This is a genomic window from Terrimonas sp., assembly GCF_003075435.1.
Lineage (GTDB): Bacteria > Bacteroidota > Bacteroidia > Chitinophagales > Chitinophagaceae > Agriterribacter.
Map to the genome: position 1 here is coordinate 83630 of NZ_QCZJ01000009.1, position 19309 is coordinate 102938.

The following is a 19309-nucleotide window of genomic DNA, read 5'->3' on the forward strand; positions in this document are numbered from 1 at the left end:
ACTTAGGCAATTCTATAGTGGCCGATATGAAAAATTTGATGAAATGTTTAACAGGACTAATTACTATGATGTTTTATTATTGGGATCCTCGCGAACTCATAGAAATATAGACCCACGAATATGTGACTCTATTGCTGGAGTCTCGTTTTATAATGGGGGGATTTCGGGAGCTGAAGGGTTTGAGATGGATGCGGCTCTTCAAGGGTATCTTGAGGTACATCCTTCTCCTAAATATGTTATACTTAATTATGATTTAGGTGTCTTAAGTTCAGAAAAAAGATTATACAACCCCATATTTTACTATTACTTTCTTAATAATAAAGCAGTTTATAACGCTGTAGCTGATACCGATAAATTTACATGGTTGTATAAACATTTCCCTTTTATGCAATATCTAAGATTTAATGATGACATAAGAATAGAGGCAATAAAGGGTATAATGGGAAAACACTATACTTTCGATTCTAATTATAAAGGATATTCGAGGATGGAAGAAACAATCGGAAAGTTTGATACCACATATCTTCATCGTGATTCACTAAAATACGAGGTGCGCAATAATGATTATCTGAATAATATTATTAACACATGCAGGCAGAAGGATATTAATTTGATATTTTTCGTAGGGCCTGTCTATAATCATCACTTCGATAAAAAATATGCTGATTATAGTAGTATTATTAAGTCTTCAAACCTTTTTGCAAAAGAAAATAACATTCCTTTTATCCGGTTTGATAGCATTCCATTAAATACATCATCTGATAATTTTTCTGATAATATACATTTGAGCGAAGTAGGATCAAAAATATTCTCTTTGATTTTAGTGGAAAAGTTAAAGTTTTATTTAAAGGATTATTAAGAACAAAGATGGACAATTGGTAATATAAAAATGGCAGAAAAAGTATACTTTAAAAACTTACAAGGATTTAGATTTATCGCAGCGGTGCTTGTGATTCTTTCTCACATCGAACTTTTTAAGAAAAGAGTTTTGTTAAGCAATATTTGGGACAGCCCCTTTTTTTTTGAAGCTGGAAGTGCCGGAGTTGACTTCTTTTTCGTATTAAGCGGTTTTCTCATTACAATGTTGTTATTAAAGGAAATTGAAAAAACAGGTAGGGTAAATGTACGGAAGTTCTATATGCGACGCATTTTGCGGATATGGCCTTTGTACTATTTGATAATATTGATATCTTATTTTATTGTGCCTCATTTATCAATATTTTATATCCAGGGATATACAGAAGGGCTTAATGAGAATTTCTGGGGAAAATTTCTTTTTTCCCTGTTTTTTATTCCAAATGTGGCTCTTGCATTCTTTGAGAGTATTCCGTACGCTGCGCCACTTTGGTCTGTCGGTGTGGAAGAGCAGTTTTATGTTTTTTGGCCTTTCCTGCTGTCGACTTTTAATAGAAAAATTAGATCAATCCTCATTTTTATAGTTGTCTTTGTTGCTGCAAAAGTTATTTTTATTCTTATTAATAAGATGTTTCATTTGGATGCTGAAATCGCTGTGAAAATAAAAAACCTGCTTGTCGGTATAAGGATGGAATGTATGGGGATTGGAGGATTAGGAGCGTACTTGATTTATAGAAATCATAAAGTTGGGTGTTTGATAAAGAGCAATATTTTATTATTAGTGGCAATAATTTTGTTGCCACTTGTGTTTCTGTTTGCTAAAAATCTTTTTGAGCTTCATCATATCTTCTTCTCATTACTGTTCCTCGTCATTATTGCAAATGGTGCTGTTAATAAAAGCACCCCAATTAAATTGGAAAATAAGTTCTTTTTTATGATGGGAAACATCTCGTACGGTCTTTATTTGTGGCATTCTCTTTGCATAGGCCTGATAATTAATGCGTTAAGGGCTAATCCCTCCTTTTTGAATAATCTATTTTTGTTTAACCTGCTTTTGTATGTGGGTGTATTTGGTTTTAGCATTTTGGTTGCATGGATATCGTATACTTTTTTTGAAACGCCCTTTTTAAGGATGAAACAGCGATTTTCTATAATTGTATCAGGGGCAGCAGCTGCAGGAGAGGAGAAGAAATAATAAAGCAGATTTATTATATGATGTTTATGGGAAAAATAAATTTTTTTGTTTTTTTCTATTTTACAGTACTAACAACAACAGCTCAAAAACCTGTTCATTATTGGTCTTTTGATGGAAGGAACATTTTCTCGGATACAATCACCGGGCAAAAAGTAATAAATCAAACCGATATTCGAAAGGTAATAAAAGTAAACGGTGTATTAAATTTTGGCTTGGCACCGAGTTCCTTGGATAATTTACTTCCTTTTAATTTATTTAGAAGTGTGCCTGTATTAAATGATTTTACACTCGAGTTTGCTTTCAAGAGTAGTCAGTTTACTTTTTTAGTTTTCCCCAAACAAAATTTCAGGCTGAATTTTTCCCTGAATAATTTGTATATCAGCTACACTGTTTCAAGAAATAATAAAGTTAGTAAAGAGAGATGGGATATACCTTTAGTGGGAAGTGGTATAACCAGTTATAACAATCTTGCTGATAATCAATGGCATCATTTGGCTTTGGTTGCCCGCAAATCAGGTTCATTTGAGATTTGGATTGACGGCAAAACGGATTCTTTGTTTAAAAAAGCATTTCCCTCTTTCGACAATTGGGTAATCGATGGTGCTGATGGTTTTAGACTTGATGGGGCGATAGACGAATTGGCGTTTTATGCCAGTGCTCTTTCCCGAGATCTCATACAGCAACACGCACTTGAATTAAAAAAAGGCCAGCACTATAGTTTCCTGGTTAATTCTGCAATGATCTCTCAAAAAGAAAAAATATCACATCGGGAAAGCTATATAATGGATGAAAAAGAATTTGCTCCAGGTTATCCCAATTATACAGTCCAAGCCACTGATCAGTTGAAGGCGTTTCCTCTTCCTCGTTACGCTTCAGGAATAAGCATGCCTCGCAATTTCCCATGGATGGATATTACTTACCTCCACAGAGAGTTGCCCGGTGATGGTGGTAAAGGTTTCGGTAAGGTAGATCCACAAAAAGCCGTGCAGTTAACCGCAGAACTGGCTAATAACTGGAATTATTATATTGAATTACCGACACTCAGAATTGATTCCGCTACAGCGCAAAAAAGGTATGAGAGTCCAACAGATGTCTTTTCTTCCTTAATAGATTATGCCAATAGGCATCCTCAAATACAGGTAGCTACAGTGTTGATGCAGGTACAGAACAAGCCGGCCCATGCAGGGTTCAATCAGCCCTCGCCTTATGTCACGTCAAAAAAACTGGCTGATAAGTATTATCTTCAAGACAAGAGTGGCAAACCGATAGTGTATAGCAACAAGAAATGGTTAAGTCCTTTTACTTCAACAGATATTGTACGAAAAGACGGTCTTACCTCTGCATTTTATATAAATCAGTTAGCTAAACATTTGACCCGTAAAATAGATATGATCAATGAAAACGGGGAATGGTTTGGTCATAAATGGCCGCAACAGCTTTTGGAACAGTCTCCAGAAGTAGTATCTTTTTTAAAAAAGAGGGGGATGGATTACGATCGGTTTAGTGGTTGGATGCAGAACCAATTTGATTCAGTATATAGGACGTCTATACTTCAGAATGTCCCTTGGAGCAATGTGGCGTTTACTTTTTACAATGTAAGTGCTTATAATAGTGCATATTGGCCGGAATATAGAGAAAGAATAAGGACGAATAGTTTGTTTAAAGAAAGTCCACGCTCTACGCCGGCATTCTATCCTGCTCGCCCGGATAATTGGCGTGTAGCATCGGGACCGTCAAATGGTTATGGCACAGTAGCGGAGGGTAGAAAGAAAGAAATGGCATTAGGCATAAAATTTTTTGCCCCTTTTATCAGTGCTGGCTGGAGCCTCGAGGAAAATAACATCCGTCCGGCACAATGGTTGGGGTTATTGAAATCTATGGTAATGCTGGGTGCAGACTTTTTTCATGTAGGGTATTTTAATGTTACAGGCAAAACAGGTTGGCTGGACGGTAAGGGACCCAATGATCCACGAGGGTATATTTATCAGGCTGCTATGCCAGCTTACGCTCAAGCAATTGCCTCGCAGGTATGGGATTTTTTGGACAAGGGTATGTTATTACAAGATTCTTTATCAAAAGAAAAGCTGATGCCTTTCGCATTTGCTGCTTCCTCCTCTAATCATCTGGTGTTAGTGCGTAAGCTGGGAAAAAGATATCTTATCTATGGTACAGTGCAACCAAATTCAAACTACAAGGACAATGCTGCTCTTGAAGCCTTAACATCGATAAACCTGGAAGGTAAAAAAATAAGTTTCAATATCAGGAGACAGGGTAGTATGTATGTGTTTGATCTTTCAGGAGTCCAGCCTGTATTTTATCAGATAGATGGATGGCATCAGTATGAACATCCGTATTATTGGGATAAACCCTATTCTATAGAAGCAGAAGTGTCATTGCTTTTAACAAACGATCAAAGGATTAGGGTTGTTACAAACTGTAATAAAAAAGATATAAATAACTTCTCTAATTTTACTACTCATATAATCTTACCTAAGGGAGAACATTTTTCTATCCCAGTATTTTTACGTGCAGCGGGAAATTACGTTATTTCGATACGGAGTAGGGTACCTGCTAATAATATTACTTTAGAAATAACATTTGGAAACGAAAAGAAAAGAGTTGGAATAAGTGGATCTGAATGGACGATCACAGAGACCGATATAACCATATCTTCTAGTAATATTCAAAAACCTGCTTCGGTAAATATAATGGCTGTTGATGGAACTGTTGAAATAGATTGGATCAAGTTAAAGACAAATAATAAGTAGGTAATATATTTATTGTATGAGAATTTTATTTCTATACACAGAATTAGCGGATTATACCCTTGCTTGTCTGAAAGCCCTTAAAAATACAAAAGATGAAACTGAGATTTCTGTAGTCCATTATCCCATTAATCCAGAAGCACCTTTTGATTTTGATTTTGGTGAAACCGGTACATTTACTAATATAAGAGAATTTAAGAGTTATAATAATTTAAAAGAATATGTTGATGCTTTCCATCCGGAAAAAATTGTGCTAAGTGGGTGGAGTAATAAATGGTATTTACGCATTTGCATGGCGTATAAGAAAAGAGCTATCTGTATACTCACTATGGATAATCACTGGATGGGTACTTTAAAGCAAGCTTTCTTTATACTTGTTTTTCGTATAGTATTGATTTCTGTGTTCAAAAAGATATGGGTACCAGGCGAGCCTCAGAAAGTGTATGCGAAAAAGCTGGGGTTTAAGGAACAGCATATCATCAGCGGATTTTATTGTTGTGATGTGGATTTTTATTCAGATTTAGGAAACCGGTTTTTGGCTCTGAAGGAAGAGTCTTTTCCCAAACGATTACTTTGTGTAGCAAGGTATATTCCTGCTAAAAACTATGAAACCTTATGGCAGGCTTTCATACAATGGAAGGCAGAAACAAATAATGACTGGGAGCTCTGGTGTGCCGGAACAGGGGAGGATTTTTCTAAACGTATTCAGCATCCAGCTGTCCGCCATTTGGGGTTTGTGCAAAAAAAGGATTGGGATGATATTATTGCAAAAACCGGTGTATTTATTCTGCCCAGCAGCTTCGAACCTTGGTCTGTAGCGGTTCATGAATTTGCTGCAGCCGGATATCCCTTAGTACTGAGTTCAAAAGTTGGTGCTTCTTCGACTTTTCTAGAAAAAGGGAACGGGTGGCTATTTGACCCTTTTGATAAAAGGAGGCTAATTAGTATTTTCAGAGAGATAGAATCATTGCCACTTGAGTCTATATACGTAATGGGCGCTAAAAGTATAGAAATGGCGTGGAGGATCACGCCGCTATCGTGGGCTTCTGCTTTGCAGGAAGTTTGACACTGCTCTTCGCAATTTTAGACCATGTCATGTAATAAATAAAAAAGAAAAGAAAGAATCCGATGTTTATATAGTTGCCATTTCTAATAACGCAGAGCATTATATATACAAAAATACTATAGTTAATTGCTCCTAAATTTTTTAGAGTGGGACTATTCATTTTTCGTTTTGGAGCAAAAAAATGAATAAAAGCATATATGAATAACATAAGTCCTACCAAACCAGTTTCAGACATGAGCCGGAGAAACTTTGAATTCGCATCCTGCTGATTTTGGGCACCATATATTAAGAGGTAATTAGATGGAAAATATTTTAAAAATGTTTCCTTGTAAATTAGTGGATGAGAGCCTAAACCAGACCCAAACAATGGACTTTCTATAAAGGAATCTCTGGCAATGGCATAGTTGGAATACAAAGCAAAAGTACTGGAGTTCGATTTCCCGGCTTCTTTGGCCTTGATCTCTGATGATAGAAAAAGGGATGTGGTGTCATAAAACCGGGCATTAATAAGGCTGATATTATCTACCAGAAAGCTTACAAAAAAGATAACGGGAGCTATTACAACCGGTACAAGTATCAACTTTCCCTTGCGAGTATTGAAGAAATCGTTAATATAAAGCGCAAAAAAAACACCTAATACAAAGCCAAGTATAGCTATAGAAGAGTAAGTAAGCAGATAACACAGAATAGTAGTTAAAAACCGGAATTTGGCATTGCGCCAGGCAGTATTAAAATAGCAGAGGTAATATACAATTGCGGGGGTTAAAGCTATTGCAAGATAAAAAGGTTCACCCATAATACCGTATTCGCGGTAAAGCCCACCGGTAAGGTTTACGGTAGTAAGATGAACACCTGCATAATGCAGGAGGTTGTCTATTACTCCATGCAGGGCTACCCAAAAAGCGAACAGCAGGTAATAGTTGAATATTTTTTTTATATCAAACTTTAATATGTACAGGGCATTATAGTATACTAAAGAGGTAAAAACTATTCCGAAGACCTGTTTAATAAATTCAAAACCTAATAAGTCTTTATACCAGGTAATAAAAAATCCAAATACAAAAATGATGAGTGTACCGGTTATGAACCAGCGGGGTGGGCTGGTAATTTTACCTGTTTGAAGAAAGAGAGAAATTAAGAATAAAATAAATATAGGATAATAATAATAAAAGTCAAAAGGCAAAATACCTCTCAGTGCCTTATCTAAGAATACTGAAAATATGCAGGCAACGGCGAGCCATTCCGTAAAAGTTTTGCTTCTTTTCATTTCAGTTACTTGAAGTGCAAAGTAACTGTATTTGATTATTCCTGATTAATAATTCTATTTAAAAACAATATGTGTGGTATAGCAGGTGTTTTTTATTTTAACAAAGAGAACTCTATCCCAGGTCTTATAAAAATGATGAATCATGCCATGGCTCATCGTGGGCCCAATGCCGAAGGCATTTGGTCAGAAGGGACGATCGGTCTTGGGCATCGCAGGTTATCCATTATTGATCTTTCTACGGCGGCCAACCAGCCTTATCACGACAACAGCAAAAGATTTGTAACGGTTTTCAATGGTGAAATCTATAATTACCAGTCAGTAAAAGAACAGCTGCAGAATTATGATTTCAAAACGACCAGTGATACGGAAACGCTTGTTGCGGCCTATGCAGCCTGGGGAACAGCATGTTTACAGCACTTAAAAGGAATGTTTGCCTTTGCCATCTGGGACAGGGAAACAAAAGAGCTTTGCCTGGTACGAGACCGAATGGGGGTTAAGCCTTTATATTATTACATGGATGAAGAAAAAATCATTTTTGCTTCAGAAATAAGAGCCCTACTGGCTACAGGCCTGATTGCCCGCAAGGTTAATCCTGAGGCTATTCACGAATATTTATCCTACCAGTCTGTAAGTTCTCCACTCTCCATGATTGAAGGCATCCAGCAACTTGAAGCAGGATCATGGATGAAGATTAAAAATGGCCGCACGGAAATAACAAAGTATTGGAACCCCTGGGATAGCAGTAATAACGATTACCCGGATCTTTCATCCGTTAAGAAGAAGGTTTTTGAGTTGCTTGGGGAGTCTGTACAAAAAAGACTGGTGAGCGATGTGCCGGTTGGAGCATTTCTTTCCGGCGGCATTGATTCAAGTATTGTTGTGGGATTAATGGCAGAAGTTTGTGGCATACGCCCGGCAACATTTAATATATCGTTTGCAGAAAAAGAGTTCGACGAGTCTTTGTACGCAGAGATGATAGCTAAAAAGTTTAATGCCCATCATACGCGTATCCAGCTATCTCCGCAGAACATGCTTGATGAGTTGGAAAATGCCCTTGGGGCAATGGATACTCCTTCCGGGGATGGCATTAATACTTATGTGGTTTCAAAAGCAATTAAAAATGCAGGCATTACTGTGGCTCTTTCAGGTGTAGGAGGCGATGAGCTTTTTGCAGGATACCCGATCTTTGAGCAATTCAGGAAAATAAATGCGCAAAAAAAATGGTGGGATAATACTGCTCTTATCCGGAAAATGGCGGCAGTACTTCTTCCGGGAAAACTATCCAACAAACAGTCGCGGATGCGCCAGCTTTTACAAACACCGACTGCAAATATTGAATATATATATCCATTGCTCAGGCAACTTATTACACCTGAGCAGGTAAATATGTATACTACACTAAATCATAAAAGAGAAACAGAGATATATAACCGTCTTCGTGAAAACGGAGATGTTTTGCGCGGGCTACCAGTGTTGAGCCAGGTGTCTGTTGCTGAATATATGGGCTATACACAGCAAACATTATTAAAGGATACAGATCAGATGAGCATGGCGGTTGCACTTGAAGTAAGAGAACCTTATTTGGATACTGACCTTGTGCAGTATGTTTTAGGTATCCCGGATCAGTATAAGCAACCTGTGTATCCTAAAAGCTTGTTGGTAGAATCTGTTAAGCCCTTGCTTCCGGATGAAATCGTATTCAGGAAGAAACAGGGTTTTGTATTTCCGTGGCAACAATGGATGCGCGGTGAGCTGAAGACATTTTGTTCAACACACCTGAACAGGCTGGAGCAGAGAGCATTCATTAACGGGAAATCATTATCAAAGTACTGGAATCAATTTCTGAAAGGAGATGATTCCATACGTTGGATGGATATATGGATATTTGTTGTATTAGAATATTGGCTGGAAAAAAATGGAATTGAATAAAAAAAATAAAAAGGTGCTCATTTTCGCAGATTGGTATGAGCCTGGTTATAAAGCCGGTGGTCCAATCAGGTCTTGTGTAAACTTTGCCTATTATATGCAGGATGATTTTGATATATATATTTATACAAGAGATAGAGACTTTGGAGACAATAAAGCATACAATGATGTTAAGGCGAATAAGTGGTTGAATATCAGTAATAAATATATATTTTATGCATCACCTGAACATTTAAGCTGGGAACAAATACTTTCACGCATTAAAGAGGTAAAACCGGATTGTATTTATTTGAACAATATGTATTCCCGTTACTTTACTATATATCCTATTTTAATGAAAAAGAGGAGACTTTTAAATAGTAAATTAATTTTGGCGCCCAGGGGAATGCTAAAAGCCTCGGCTCTTCAGTTTAAATCCCGAAAAAAAAATATTTATTTGAAATTATTTAAGACCTTTCGTCTTAATAGACTTATCAGGTTCCATGCAACTGACAATACTGAACAGAACGATATTATGCGGCAATTTGGTGAAAAAACAGATTGTATGGTACTTCAAAATTTCCCTTCACCACAAAGCGATTTTCAAGTAATTGAAAAAAAAACCGGGAGTGTAAAAATTATTTTTATTGGTAGGATACATCCAATAAAAAACTTAGATTTTTTGTTGGAATGCCTCTGTAAAATGAATGCTGAAATTTTATTGACAATTGTCGGCTCAATAGAAGACGAATTATATTGGAGAGAATGTGAAAAGTTAATAACATCTCTTCCCGAAGATATTAAGGTAGACTTTAAGAAAGATATGCCACATAACCAGGTAGCCGCTCTTATACAGTCTCATCACCTTTTTGCTTTGCCGACATCAGGAGAGAATTTCGGCCACGCTGTATTTGAAGCGCTTGCCTGCGGCAGACCTGTTCTGATCAGCGATCAAACACCTTGGAGAAACTTAAAGGAATATAAAGCAGGGTGGGACTTACCTTTAAAAAACAGATCTTTATTTAATGAGATATTGAATAAGGTAGTTGAAATGAACAATAGTGAATATCAATTATGGAGTAATGGGGCATGGAACTTCGCAATGAATTATCAAAATATAGATCTCTTGAAAGCAAAATATATTGATCTTTTTTCATAATATGGTATGACTACAGTGGATTTAAGTCAATATAATAATGATTGGTATAAGCCAACAATAGGTGCGGGGATACTAAAAAGAGGACTTTGGTATATAGTCAATGTATTATTTTTCATTAATCCCCTTAATCCTTTATCAGGATTTAAATGTTGGCTGCTAAAATGTTTTGGTGCAAAGCTGGGACAGGGTGTTGTTATTAAGCCGGGCGTAAATATTAAGTATCCCTGGAAGCTTAAAACAGGAGATCATGTTTGGGTTGGAGAAAAAGTATGGATTGATAACCTGGCAGACATAGTTATTGGTAATAATGTATGTATATCACAGGGAGCAATGCTGCTTACGGGAAATCATAATTATAAAAAGATAAGTTTTGATCTGATGGTTGCAGGCATACACCTGGAAGATGGGGTTTGGATAGGTGCCCGGGCTGTTGTTTGTCCGGGCGTAACTGCATATAGCCACAGTGTACTTACCGTTGCTTCTGTATCTGCAAAAAATATGGAAGCGTATACTGTTTACTCCGGTAACCCTGCTGTTCCGGTAAAGCAACGTATAATTGAATAACCTGTCATGAAACTCTCCATCATCACTGCCACATACAATAGCGCTGCTACCTTAGCAGACACACTGGAGTGTATTCAAAACCAGGATCACCCGGATATAGAGCATATCATTATTGACGGGGGATCTGCTGATGATACGATAAACATAATTAAAAGGTATAGCCACATCAGCCGGTTTGTTTCAGAAAAAGATAACGGCATATATGATGCCATGAACAAAGGCATTGCAATAGCAGGTGGCGATATCATCGGTATACTCAATTCAGATGATGTATATGCTTCGCCGGGTATACTTTCCCTGGTTGCAAAAACTTTTGAGGAGGACCCGCAGGCAATGGCTTTGTATGCAGACCTGCAATTTGTGCAACGCGATGATATGTCAAAAGTTGTGCGCTCATGGAGGGCAGGAAAGTATACAAAAAGCAGTTTCTATTATGGCTGGATGCCGCCACACCCTACTTTTTTTGTAAGGAGAGAAGTATATGACAAAGTGGGCACGTTTAATATTAATTTAGGCTCGGCGGCAGATTATGAGTTGATGCTGCGTATTTTATTGAAACATAATATAAAAGCCGCCTATATTAACAAAGTAATTATAAAAATGCGGGTAGGGGGCGTGAGTACCGGGTCATTAAAAAACAGGATCAAAGCCAACAGGCAGGATAGAATGGCATGGAAAATCAATAATCTTAAACCTTTTCCGTTTACTTTGTACCTGAAACCAATGCGCAAGCTTGGCCAGTTTTTTATAAAATAGGTGAAATGCACCCGTAAAAGGTGGAAGGTGAGCCATTCTCGTCTATCATCTGTAATTTCGCATTTGGCTTCTCAAGTTTCACGATATTATTTTTCATCGCTTTACCTGGTAAAATAACAACATTCATGTTCTCCTTCTTCAAAAAAAAGAAACCTGTTTTCTCCGGCAACCTGGGCATCATAGGCACCGATATGCATTCACATTTGCTTCCGGGTATTGATGACGGATCGCCTGATATTGATACGTCTGTACAATTGATTGAAGGATTAACAGCGCTGGGATATAAAAAATTTATTACTACCCCGCATTTAATGATTGACCTCTATCCCAACAACAGGCAGACCATAACCAGCGCCTACAATAAGCTGACCGCTGAATTGGAAAAACGGAAAATGAATGTTGAAATAAAAGCAGCGGCAGAATATTTTCTTGATGATCATTTTGACAGCCTGCTCGAAAAGAAAGAACCATTGCTTACCATTAAAGATAATATGGTGCTGGTTGAGTTTTCGTTTGCAAGTCCGCCGCTCGATTACAAGCAAAAAATATTTGACATACAAATGAAGGGGTATAAACCCATTTTGGCACACCCCGAACGGTATGGTTATTTTCATAGTAAGCCAGAAGTGTATGATGAACTTCGGCATGCGGGTTGTTTTTTCCAGGTAAACCTGCTTTCGCTTATTGGATATTATGGAAGAGGTGTGCAGCAGGCCGCGGAACGGCTCTTTAAGAAAAAACAAATTGAATTGCTTGGTACCGATCTTCATCACGAAAGGCATCTTAATAACCTGCAAAGACCGGATTTGCTGCAGAAAGCAAATGAAATTGCGAATGCGCTACCACTGCTTAATGCGCAGCTATGATCTTATCGTTTTGCCAGGTATTCCTCAATTTTAGGAAAAGCGATAATAAACCATGCGGTATATAACTGCGGGTTGGTAATCAATGCTTCTTTGATCTTTTCCATAGGTTTATAGTTATAATCCATCACTTCTTCCGGGTTAGGTTCAACCGGTCCATCGTATATCCCGGTAAATACATGATCAAATTCGTTTTCGGTAAGCCCGTTATCAAAGCTGGCGCTGTAAGTAAAATCAAAAGCTTTTTTAAGCTCAGCGGTAAAACCCAGTTCTTCCTTTAATCTTCTTTTTGCTCCATGTATGGTTTCCTCACCAGGGCGGGGATGACTGCAGCAGGCATTGGTCCATAAGCCGGCACTGTGATATTTGGATAAGGCTCTTTGCTGCAACAGCATTTCTCCTTTGGTATTAAAAATGAATACGCTGAAGGCTCTGTGTAATAAAGCCTTATGGTGAGCTTCCATTTTTTCTGCGGTGCCTGTTTGCTCGTCAAGCTCATTTACAAGGATAATTTCATGAGCGGGGTCGTAAAATGACATATCAACTGAATTTTCAATTGCAAACCTATGGATTTCCGGTTTTTATCATCAAATCATTTTTTTTGAGCTTATGTAACCTTAATGCCACTCATCCGTATAATATATGAATCACTTAGAATAGGAAGTAATTTTATCGGGAATAACTGACTGTATGACAGAAAAAGAGTACAATGAATGTGTGAACCTGTACGCAGACAATGTGTTTCGGTTTATCGTTAAAAATTTAAAGCATGAAGAAGACGCGAGGGATGTGGTGCAAACTGCTTTTGAAAAACTATGGCGTAACAGGGAGGAAGTAATATATGAGAAAAGTAAATCTTACCTGTTTACAGTTGCTTATAACCAGATGATTGATCATATAAGGAAAGGAAGCAGGGTCAGCCTGAAGGAAGATTTTAAAGATGATGTCAGCATCCACCATCCCAAACAGAACCTGAAAAAAATCCTGGAACACGCATTGTCCCGTTTAAATGAAACACAACGGTCGCTGGTGATGCTTAAGGATTATGAGGGATATTCTTATGAGGAAATAGGTAAAATTACAGGATTAAGTGAAAGCCAGGTAAAGGTATACCTGCACAGGGCAAGGCTTCAACTGAAAGAATACCTGGTTAAAATGGAGAACCTGGTTTAGTGCATCAAAATCTGGAACAAATGAAAATCAACAGCAATAATTACGAAGCATTTTTCCTGCTGTACGCGGATAATGAATTGACAGAGAGCGGGCGTGCCGAAGTAGAAAAATTTGTTGAGGAACACCCTGATCTCCGGGACGAACTATACCTGTTTGCCCAAACAAAATTACCGGTAGAAGATGCCCTGGTATACCCGCATAAAGCAGGATTGTTCAAACACATTGAACCGGGCATGGTTAATGAAAACAATTACAGCGAATATTTTTTATTATATACGGATAATGAGCTGAACGCGGAAGAAAGAAAAGCCGTTGAAGCATTTGCGGCAACTCATAAAGAAAAGCAGGCTGAACTGATCCTGCTGCAAAGGGTAAAATTGGCGCCGGAAGAAAATATAGTATTCAGCAATAAAGATATTTTATACCGTACAACGCAGAAACCTGCCCGCATCATCTCCATGCGTTGGATTAGCGTAGCTGCAGCAGCGGCAGTGCTGTTAACGGGCATCGCGGTTTGGACAAATATCTATGATAACGAAACTGCTGAAACTGCTCAACGCGCTGCGCTTGCCGGCAAACCATCAGGAATAAAAGAAGTTAAAAAAGCACAGGAAGATGTTACACCACAGCTTACGGAGCCTTTACATGATGTTGTTGCTGAGGAAAAGCAGGCAATAGCGGCAACGGAGAAGATTGAACAACCGCGTAATACCATCAATCATCCTGTTGCAACTAAGGAAACAGGAATTGTTGAGCCTGCCGTTAATAATATACAGGAGAAAACCGTTGACAGGGAAAAGAGCATAACAAATCTTATAGCCGGGGTGCCATCAGATGAACGCAGGGAGGAAGGGCTATATAATAAGACAATAGCTGATAAACAAATTGCTTTAAATGATATTGCAAAACCGTCAGCTACTGTAAAACCTTTGATCCTTGATCAGCAGGCTTTTAACGGGGAAGATAAAAGCATATTGCAAAATGAAATGGAGAACAATGAAAATATTGTTTTCCTGGATACCGATAATAACGAGAAAAAACCCAAAGGAAAACTCCGGGGTTTATTTAGAAAAGCATCCCGCTTTGTTGATCACGTAACAAATACCGGTAATGAAAATGATCAGTCAGTAGTAAGGGTTGCCAGTTTTGAAATTGCTAAAAAATAAGTTCACATTATTAAATCAGGAATTATGAAGAAAGCACATCTTATGATGATGGGAGGATTATTGCTTTGCCTTGGCGCAGGCGCACAAACAGATACCACAATCGTACAGCCGGCCTCACCAGATACGATCAGGGTAGGAAGCATTATTATTATAAAAGATGGAAAGGAACAACCAGCCGGTTCTTCCGAAAGTGAAAAACGCCGCAGTTATACGCACCATAAGCCATCCCGCTGGAGAAACAATATTTCTACCAACTGGTTAATTGTTGACCTGGGATTTGTAAATCACGATGATAAAACAAATTACGCTTCTGCTGAAGCCCGGGATTTTGTGCATGGGCAAACAACGGGTCATCCTGCTGCAAAAAGTGATTTTGCTGTTAAAGCAGGCTCTTTCAATTTTAATTTATGGCTTTTTATGCAGCGGATGAGCCTGGTAGATCGTGTAGTGAATTTAAAATATGGTATTGGTATTGAGTTATACAAGTTCTATTATAAATCAGATATAAGATATATAGAAGGAGCAGATCCTTATGTGGAAAGACAGGCTGTTGATTTTACCTGTAACAAACTTGCGGTAGATTATGTTACTGTGCCGCTGATGCTGAATATTAACCCTAATGGGAAACGGGGAAAAGAAGGGTTAAGTCTTAGTGTTGGTGCAAGCGCCAGCTATTTATATGGCGCAAGAAACAAGCAGCGCAGCGATGATTTTGGCAAACAGAAATTTGCAGGCGATTTTAACCTTGAAAGATGGAAATTGGCTTATGTAGGTGAAGTTGGTCTCGGCCCTGTAAAACTATACGGCTCTTATGCTATAACGCCACTTCATCAATATGGCGTAAACCAGCATCCTTATACGGTTGGTGTGCGGTTAAGCAGCTGGTAGCATTCAATGAATTTGTTTTTTATAAACCTCCGGAAGGAGGTTTTTTTATGTATATAACGCGAGGTATCAATACTATAATCATATCGTTACGGTGTCATGCCCGGGGCAGAGCAGTAGTATCTACCTCGAAATTTTGAAATGCAGCCTTTGTCATATCCCATCATTCCTTTGTGCTTCTTTGTGAAACGCCTTTGTGTATTTTGTGGTTAATACCTGATTTACAGAATCCGCTCTTCATCATTTAATCACGAAGTTCCCCAAAGTATATCACAAAAGCCACGAAGGGCTATAAGCTGTCGGCTTTCAGCTTTCAGCTTTCAGCAGTCAGCAGTCAGCTTTCAGCAATCGGCGCTACCCTGGTTATATAAAGCATACCGTACCGGAGCATGCATTGGGAGGTTCTTGCTTTATTAATCCGGAATGCACCTCATCCAATTATTAGCTAAATTTATTTTACATTTGGCATCAATTCTGCAAATATCTTATTACAAAAACTTACTGAATAATGAAATTCATTCGGCTCCCTTTTACTTTCGCTATTGCAACTATTGTATTATTCTCATGCGTATCAAAGAAAAAATTCCTTGAAGCAACAAATTCAATAAAAGCATTACAGCAGGACAGTCTTCAACTTGAATCAAGCCTTGCTACAACCCGTGATAATTTAAGAGACAGCAAGCAGAAGCATGATGCATTGCAAAAGAAATATAATGATCTGCTGCAGGCAAGTAACCTGAAAGAAGAAGCATTGAGTTCTACGCAAAAATTGCTTGAAAATACCACCAGCCAGCTTAATACCACCAAAGAAAAATTAAGCAGCAGCTCTCTTACCATCGAAGAACAACAAAAAAGATTGCAGGACCTGCAGAAACTGATAGATCAGCAGCGCAGTGTTGTTGAAAACCTGCATAAAACCATTGATAATGCACTTGGACAATATAAGGCTGAAGATTTAGACATATATGTGAAGAACGGAAAAGTATATGTTTCTCTGCAGGAGAAACTATTATTCAAATCGGGCAGTGCTGTAGTTGGAAAAGAAGGTACAGAAGCACTGGGAAAAATAGCCCAGGTGTTGAATACAGACCCCAAGATTCAGATACTGGTAGAAGGACATACAGACAGCATTCCCATTAGAAGAACATTTGAAGACAACTGGGCGCTGAGTACTGCAAGAGCTGTATCTATAGTTAGAATACTTACTACGAACTACCAGGTAGACCCTGCCAGGGTAATTGCTTCAGGCCACAGTTATTTTGATCCGCGTGATACCAACGCGACTCCTGAAGGCAGATCCCTGAATCGTCGTACAGAAATAATACTTTCACCAAACCTCGATGAATTATATCGCTTAATGCAATAGTGTATAAAATACACTTTTTTGGTTATTGCTGGCATAGGTGGAAAATAAGAACGAGGTACGAAAGCATGAATCTAAGCGACTGGCCGGGGTCGCGGTGCAGGATGCGCTAATCGTGCACGTAACAACTTTTTTCAGAGAGTAGCTAATACTTCAACTGTTCTTCCAGTATTTTCTTAAACACTTTGAATTTATATTCATCCCATGCCCCGGCTACAGCCTGTATAAGCTCATTTAATTCCAACAGCTCATGATCCTGGAATTCTCCATTAATAAAATAAGCATACTCCCTGCCCAGGAAACCGTTCAGTTTTTTGAACAGCTCATGGTTATTTTCTGTTGTTATGATATTGCTGCTGACAGTTTCGCGAAATACCTTTTTCAATTTGGGTTCAGCATCCTGCTTTAAATCAGCAATAACAGTATTCACAAAATCAATGGAATTACCATTCCTGTATAAGGGATTGATCGTGTCAAGTGTTTTGTTGGCAATGTCGAGATATGCTGTCTGCTGTTCAGTTAAAGCTATATAGTGTTCGTATCTCAGTTTAAGTGATTCTCTCTCCGCGCCGGCTTTATGATAAAACAAACGAAATACTTCTTTATCTGCATCACTCAATGATTTTTTCTGATTTGCTATATCGTCTTCCAGTTTTTTAATAACCGTTTGTGCGCCTGCGGCATTGTACTTTTCCCCGTCAAAATCAAATGTCTTTGTATTAATCTGTTTTTCGGCAATGGCCTTTACAATATCAAGATCTGCTTCATTTTGTTTGATTGATTTGTATAAGGCTGCATTCTCATCTGTAAATATTTCTTCAAAAGTTTTTGCAGGAGCTGTAGCTAATATTTCACTGATATTCCAGTCTTTAATGTCAATATACCTTCCATCATAAAACCCTTTATACACTTCGGGCAATCGGTATAAATCGCGATCCTTATGATATGATTCGTCAAATTCGTTTTTGTCATACAGTGCAGGCTCTTTTTCCAAACTAACATTTGCATAAATTTTAGCTGTCAGCATTTCCTGCCATTGCTCAGCGTTATCAAAAATGCTCCATGCCCTTGTAGTATCAGGCGCTTTGTTCATGCCCAGTTTATCTACACTGGCTTTTCTTTCCTCCAGCGTGGGATGGCTTGCCCATTGATTTTTAAAGTTTACCCGCGATGAAGAAAAGGATTGAATGAACTGGTAAGAAATATCAGGCAGGTCTTTTGTAATATCCAGCTTGTGTTCTTTGGCAAGCGTTTGAAAAATGGTTAGCTGGTTGTTGAAAATATTCTTCGACTTTTTATGCTGCTTCAGCATTTCGCCTGCTTTGTTTAAAGCTGAATCATAACAATTCTGGGCAACTTCTATCCTGCTTAGTCCGGAAATAATATTATTGCCGCCGGCAACACTTGCGGCAATCGCGTCTGCATGAAATTCCATTTCCCTGCTCAATCCCATATAATTTTTATTGATAAACCCATACATCCCTCTCAATATCCATTGTATGCCCTGTGCTATTTTGCTGGTAACAATAGCAAGCAGGGCAAGCAGTCCATGTATATTTCCCCATGAGCTTAAAAAGCTGGTATAGCTGTTGTTCTCATAGAGCATATTATAAATCACCCGGTTTACATTATAAGTAAAGCTTCCCAGCTTCATGCTGCGCTGGCTGAAATGCCCGAATTCATGCGCCATCACTGCCTTAAACTCGCTTACGTTTACGGAGTTAACCAACCCTAATCCTATCTCAAGATTTTTTCGTACCGGCAAAAACATGCTCCAGAAACTGGAATTATAAAATACACATGCATTTACCTCTGGTGAAAGAAATATCTTTTTCGGGAACTGTGTATTGGTTTGCTGTGTTAATTCACGTATCAATGCAAATAAGCGGGGCTGATCGGCTTCTTTAATTTCCACCCTGCCGGGGTTTTCATTTTTGGAAACAGCAAATATGAATTTGACCAGGAAGAATATTACTGATCCGCCCACTGCAATCAGTCCAAGCCCGAGAATAATGGTGATCAGTCGTGGTAAAGCAACAATGATGGCTATACCCATATAAAAGCACGCGATGGCAAGCGCTACCGAAGCGGCTACCAACAGCAGGTAAACTATAAAAAATAAAATGATGGAGGATACAACCTTACCACCCTGTTTTTTAAATGATTCAGACACTTCAATGGTCTGCTGACTGGTAACAGGCTGGTTAGCCGAATATGACAGCGTGTTCATATTATAAGGGTTTAGGTAACACAACTTAAAAAAAAAGAAACGAATAAAAAAAGCATTTATGCTTTTTAAGAAATGATAATTTTGCCGGCGTCAGGAA

General features: G+C 38.3%; 16 protein-coding genes. 13 read left to right on the plus strand and 3 right to left on the minus strand.

Going from position 1 to position 19309, the window contains the following annotated elements:
• The first annotated feature begins 43 nt into the window (after positions 1-43).
• Genes DC498_RS11640 through DC498_RS11655 form a run of 4 tightly spaced genes read left to right on the plus strand, consistent with a single transcriptional unit; the run spans position 44 to position 5881 of the window.
• Positions 44-859, plus strand: a complete 816-nt coding sequence (locus tag DC498_RS11640; RefSeq protein ID WP_133176838.1) for a hypothetical protein — start codon at positions 44-46, stop codon at positions 857-859.
• A gap of 30 nt (positions 860-889) precedes the next feature.
• A complete protein-coding gene (locus tag DC498_RS11645; protein ID WP_116874332.1) occupies positions 890-2050 on the plus strand; it encodes an acyltransferase family protein in 1161 nt (386 codons plus the stop codon).
• A gap of 26 nt (positions 2051-2076) precedes the next feature.
• A complete protein-coding gene (locus DC498_RS11650) occupies positions 2077-4818 on the plus strand; it encodes a LamG domain-containing protein (RefSeq protein ID WP_165813822.1) in 2742 nt (913 codons plus the stop codon).
• 16 nt (positions 4819-4834) lie between these two features.
• Positions 4835-5881 carry a glycosyltransferase gene (locus tag DC498_RS11655; protein ID WP_116874334.1) on the plus strand — a complete coding sequence of 349 codons (1047 nt, stop codon included), beginning with the start codon at positions 4835-4837 and terminating at the stop codon, positions 5879-5881.
• Here the strand turns inward: DC498_RS11655 and DC498_RS11660 are convergent.
• Entirely contained in the window at positions 5841-7148 is a 1308-nt protein-coding gene (locus tag DC498_RS11660) for an O-antigen ligase family protein (protein WP_116874335.1), read from the minus strand. The genes DC498_RS11655 and DC498_RS11660 overlap by 41 nt on opposite strands.
• A 69-nt stretch (positions 7149-7217) precedes the next feature.
• Here DC498_RS11660 and asnB point away from each other — a divergent pair, with 69 nt between their 5' ends.
• From asnB to DC498_RS11685, 5 genes are all read left to right on the plus strand, one after another.
• On the plus strand, positions 7218-9077 hold the full coding sequence (gene asnB / locus DC498_RS11665) for an asparagine synthase (glutamine-hydrolyzing) (protein WP_116874336.1): 1860 nt from the start codon (positions 7218-7220) through the stop codon (positions 9075-9077).
• Entirely contained in the window at positions 9064-10212 is a 1149-nt protein-coding gene (locus tag DC498_RS11670) for a glycosyltransferase (RefSeq protein ID WP_116874337.1), read from the plus strand. The genes asnB and DC498_RS11670 overlap by 14 nt, the downstream gene beginning before the upstream one ends.
• A 6-nt stretch (positions 10213-10218) precedes the next feature.
• Positions 10219-10776 carry a WcaF family extracellular polysaccharide biosynthesis acetyltransferase gene (locus tag DC498_RS11675; protein WP_116874338.1) on the plus strand — a complete coding sequence of 186 codons (558 nt, stop codon included), beginning with the start codon at positions 10219-10221 and terminating at the stop codon, positions 10774-10776.
• Between the two features lie 6 nt (positions 10777-10782).
• Positions 10783-11532, plus strand: coding sequence for a glycosyltransferase family 2 protein (locus tag DC498_RS11680; protein WP_116874339.1), 750 nt, complete (start codon positions 10783-10785; stop codon positions 11530-11532).
• 125 nt (positions 11533-11657) lie between these two features.
• Positions 11658-12398, plus strand: coding sequence for a tyrosine-protein phosphatase (locus DC498_RS11685; protein WP_116874340.1), 741 nt, complete (start codon positions 11658-11660; stop codon positions 12396-12398).
• Between the two features lie 2 nt (positions 12399-12400).
• Here the strand turns inward: DC498_RS11685 and idi are convergent, their stop codons facing one another.
• On the minus strand, positions 12401-12934 hold the full coding sequence (idi, locus tag DC498_RS11690) for an isopentenyl-diphosphate Delta-isomerase (protein WP_116874341.1): 534 nt from the start codon (positions 12932-12934) through the stop codon (positions 12401-12403).
• 151 nt (positions 12935-13085) lie between these two features.
• Between idi and DC498_RS11695 the strand changes: the two genes are divergently transcribed.
• From DC498_RS11695 to DC498_RS11710, 4 genes are all read left to right on the plus strand, one after another.
• Entirely contained in the window at positions 13086-13568 is a 483-nt protein-coding gene (locus DC498_RS11695) for an RNA polymerase sigma factor (protein ID WP_116874342.1), read from the plus strand.
• A 20-nt stretch (positions 13569-13588) separates the two neighbouring features.
• A complete protein-coding gene (locus DC498_RS11700) occupies positions 13589-14734 on the plus strand; it encodes a hypothetical protein (protein WP_116874343.1) in 1146 nt (381 codons plus the stop codon).
• A 24-nt stretch (positions 14735-14758) separates the two neighbouring features.
• A complete protein-coding gene (locus DC498_RS11705) occupies positions 14759-15622 on the plus strand; it encodes an outer membrane beta-barrel protein (RefSeq protein ID WP_116874344.1) in 864 nt (287 codons plus the stop codon).
• Between the two features lie 505 nt (positions 15623-16127).
• Positions 16128-16985, plus strand: a complete 858-nt coding sequence (locus DC498_RS11710) for an OmpA family protein (protein ID WP_116874345.1) — start codon at positions 16128-16130, stop codon at positions 16983-16985.
• 142 nt (positions 16986-17127) lie between these two features.
• Here DC498_RS11710 and DC498_RS11715 read toward each other — a convergent pair whose 3' ends face one another.
• A complete protein-coding gene (locus tag DC498_RS11715) occupies positions 17128-19212 on the minus strand; it encodes a M48 family metallopeptidase (RefSeq protein WP_116874346.1) in 2085 nt (694 codons plus the stop codon).
• Positions 19213-19309: the final 97 nt, after the last annotated feature.

Excerpts from the sequence above, each read along its gene's own strand:
- DC498_RS11640 (WP_133176838.1), top strand. The coding sequence starts at position 44 with ATGTTTAACAGGACTAATTACTATGATGTTTTATTATTGGGATCCTCG.
- DC498_RS11645 (WP_116874332.1), top strand. The coding sequence starts at position 890 with ATGGCAGAAAAAGTATACTTTAAAAACTTACAAGGATTTAGATTTATC.
- DC498_RS11650 (WP_165813822.1), top strand. The coding sequence starts at position 2,077 with ATGGGAAAAATAAATTTTTTTGTTTTTTTCTATTTTACAGTACTAACA.
- DC498_RS11655 (WP_116874334.1), top strand. The coding sequence starts at position 4,835 with ATGAGAATTTTATTTCTATACACAGAATTAGCGGATTATACCCTTGCT.
- DC498_RS11660 (WP_116874335.1), bottom strand. The coding sequence starts at position 7,148 with ATGAAAAGAAGCAAAACTTTTACGGAATGGCTCGCCGTTGCCTGCATA.
- asnB (WP_116874336.1), top strand. The coding sequence starts at position 7,218 with ATGTGTGGTATAGCAGGTGTTTTTTATTTTAACAAAGAGAACTCTATC.
- DC498_RS11670 (WP_116874337.1), top strand. The coding sequence starts at position 9,064 with ATGGAATTGAATAAAAAAAATAAAAAGGTGCTCATTTTCGCAGATTGG.
- DC498_RS11675 (WP_116874338.1), top strand. The coding sequence starts at position 10,219 with ATGACTACAGTGGATTTAAGTCAATATAATAATGATTGGTATAAGCCA.
- DC498_RS11680 (WP_116874339.1), top strand. The coding sequence starts at position 10,783 with ATGAAACTCTCCATCATCACTGCCACATACAATAGCGCTGCTACCTTA.
- DC498_RS11685 (WP_116874340.1), top strand. The coding sequence starts at position 11,658 with ATGTTCTCCTTCTTCAAAAAAAAGAAACCTGTTTTCTCCGGCAACCTG.
- idi (WP_116874341.1), bottom strand. The coding sequence starts at position 12,934 with ATGTCATTTTACGACCCCGCTCATGAAATTATCCTTGTAAATGAGCTT.
- DC498_RS11695 (WP_116874342.1), top strand. The coding sequence starts at position 13,086 with ATGACAGAAAAAGAGTACAATGAATGTGTGAACCTGTACGCAGACAAT.
- DC498_RS11700 (WP_116874343.1), top strand. The coding sequence starts at position 13,589 with ATGAAAATCAACAGCAATAATTACGAAGCATTTTTCCTGCTGTACGCG.
- DC498_RS11705 (WP_116874344.1), top strand. The coding sequence starts at position 14,759 with ATGAAGAAAGCACATCTTATGATGATGGGAGGATTATTGCTTTGCCTT.
- DC498_RS11710 (WP_116874345.1), top strand. The coding sequence starts at position 16,128 with ATGAAATTCATTCGGCTCCCTTTTACTTTCGCTATTGCAACTATTGTA.
- DC498_RS11715 (WP_116874346.1), bottom strand. The coding sequence starts at position 19,212 with ATGAACACGCTGTCATATTCGGCTAACCAGCCTGTTACCAGTCAGCAG.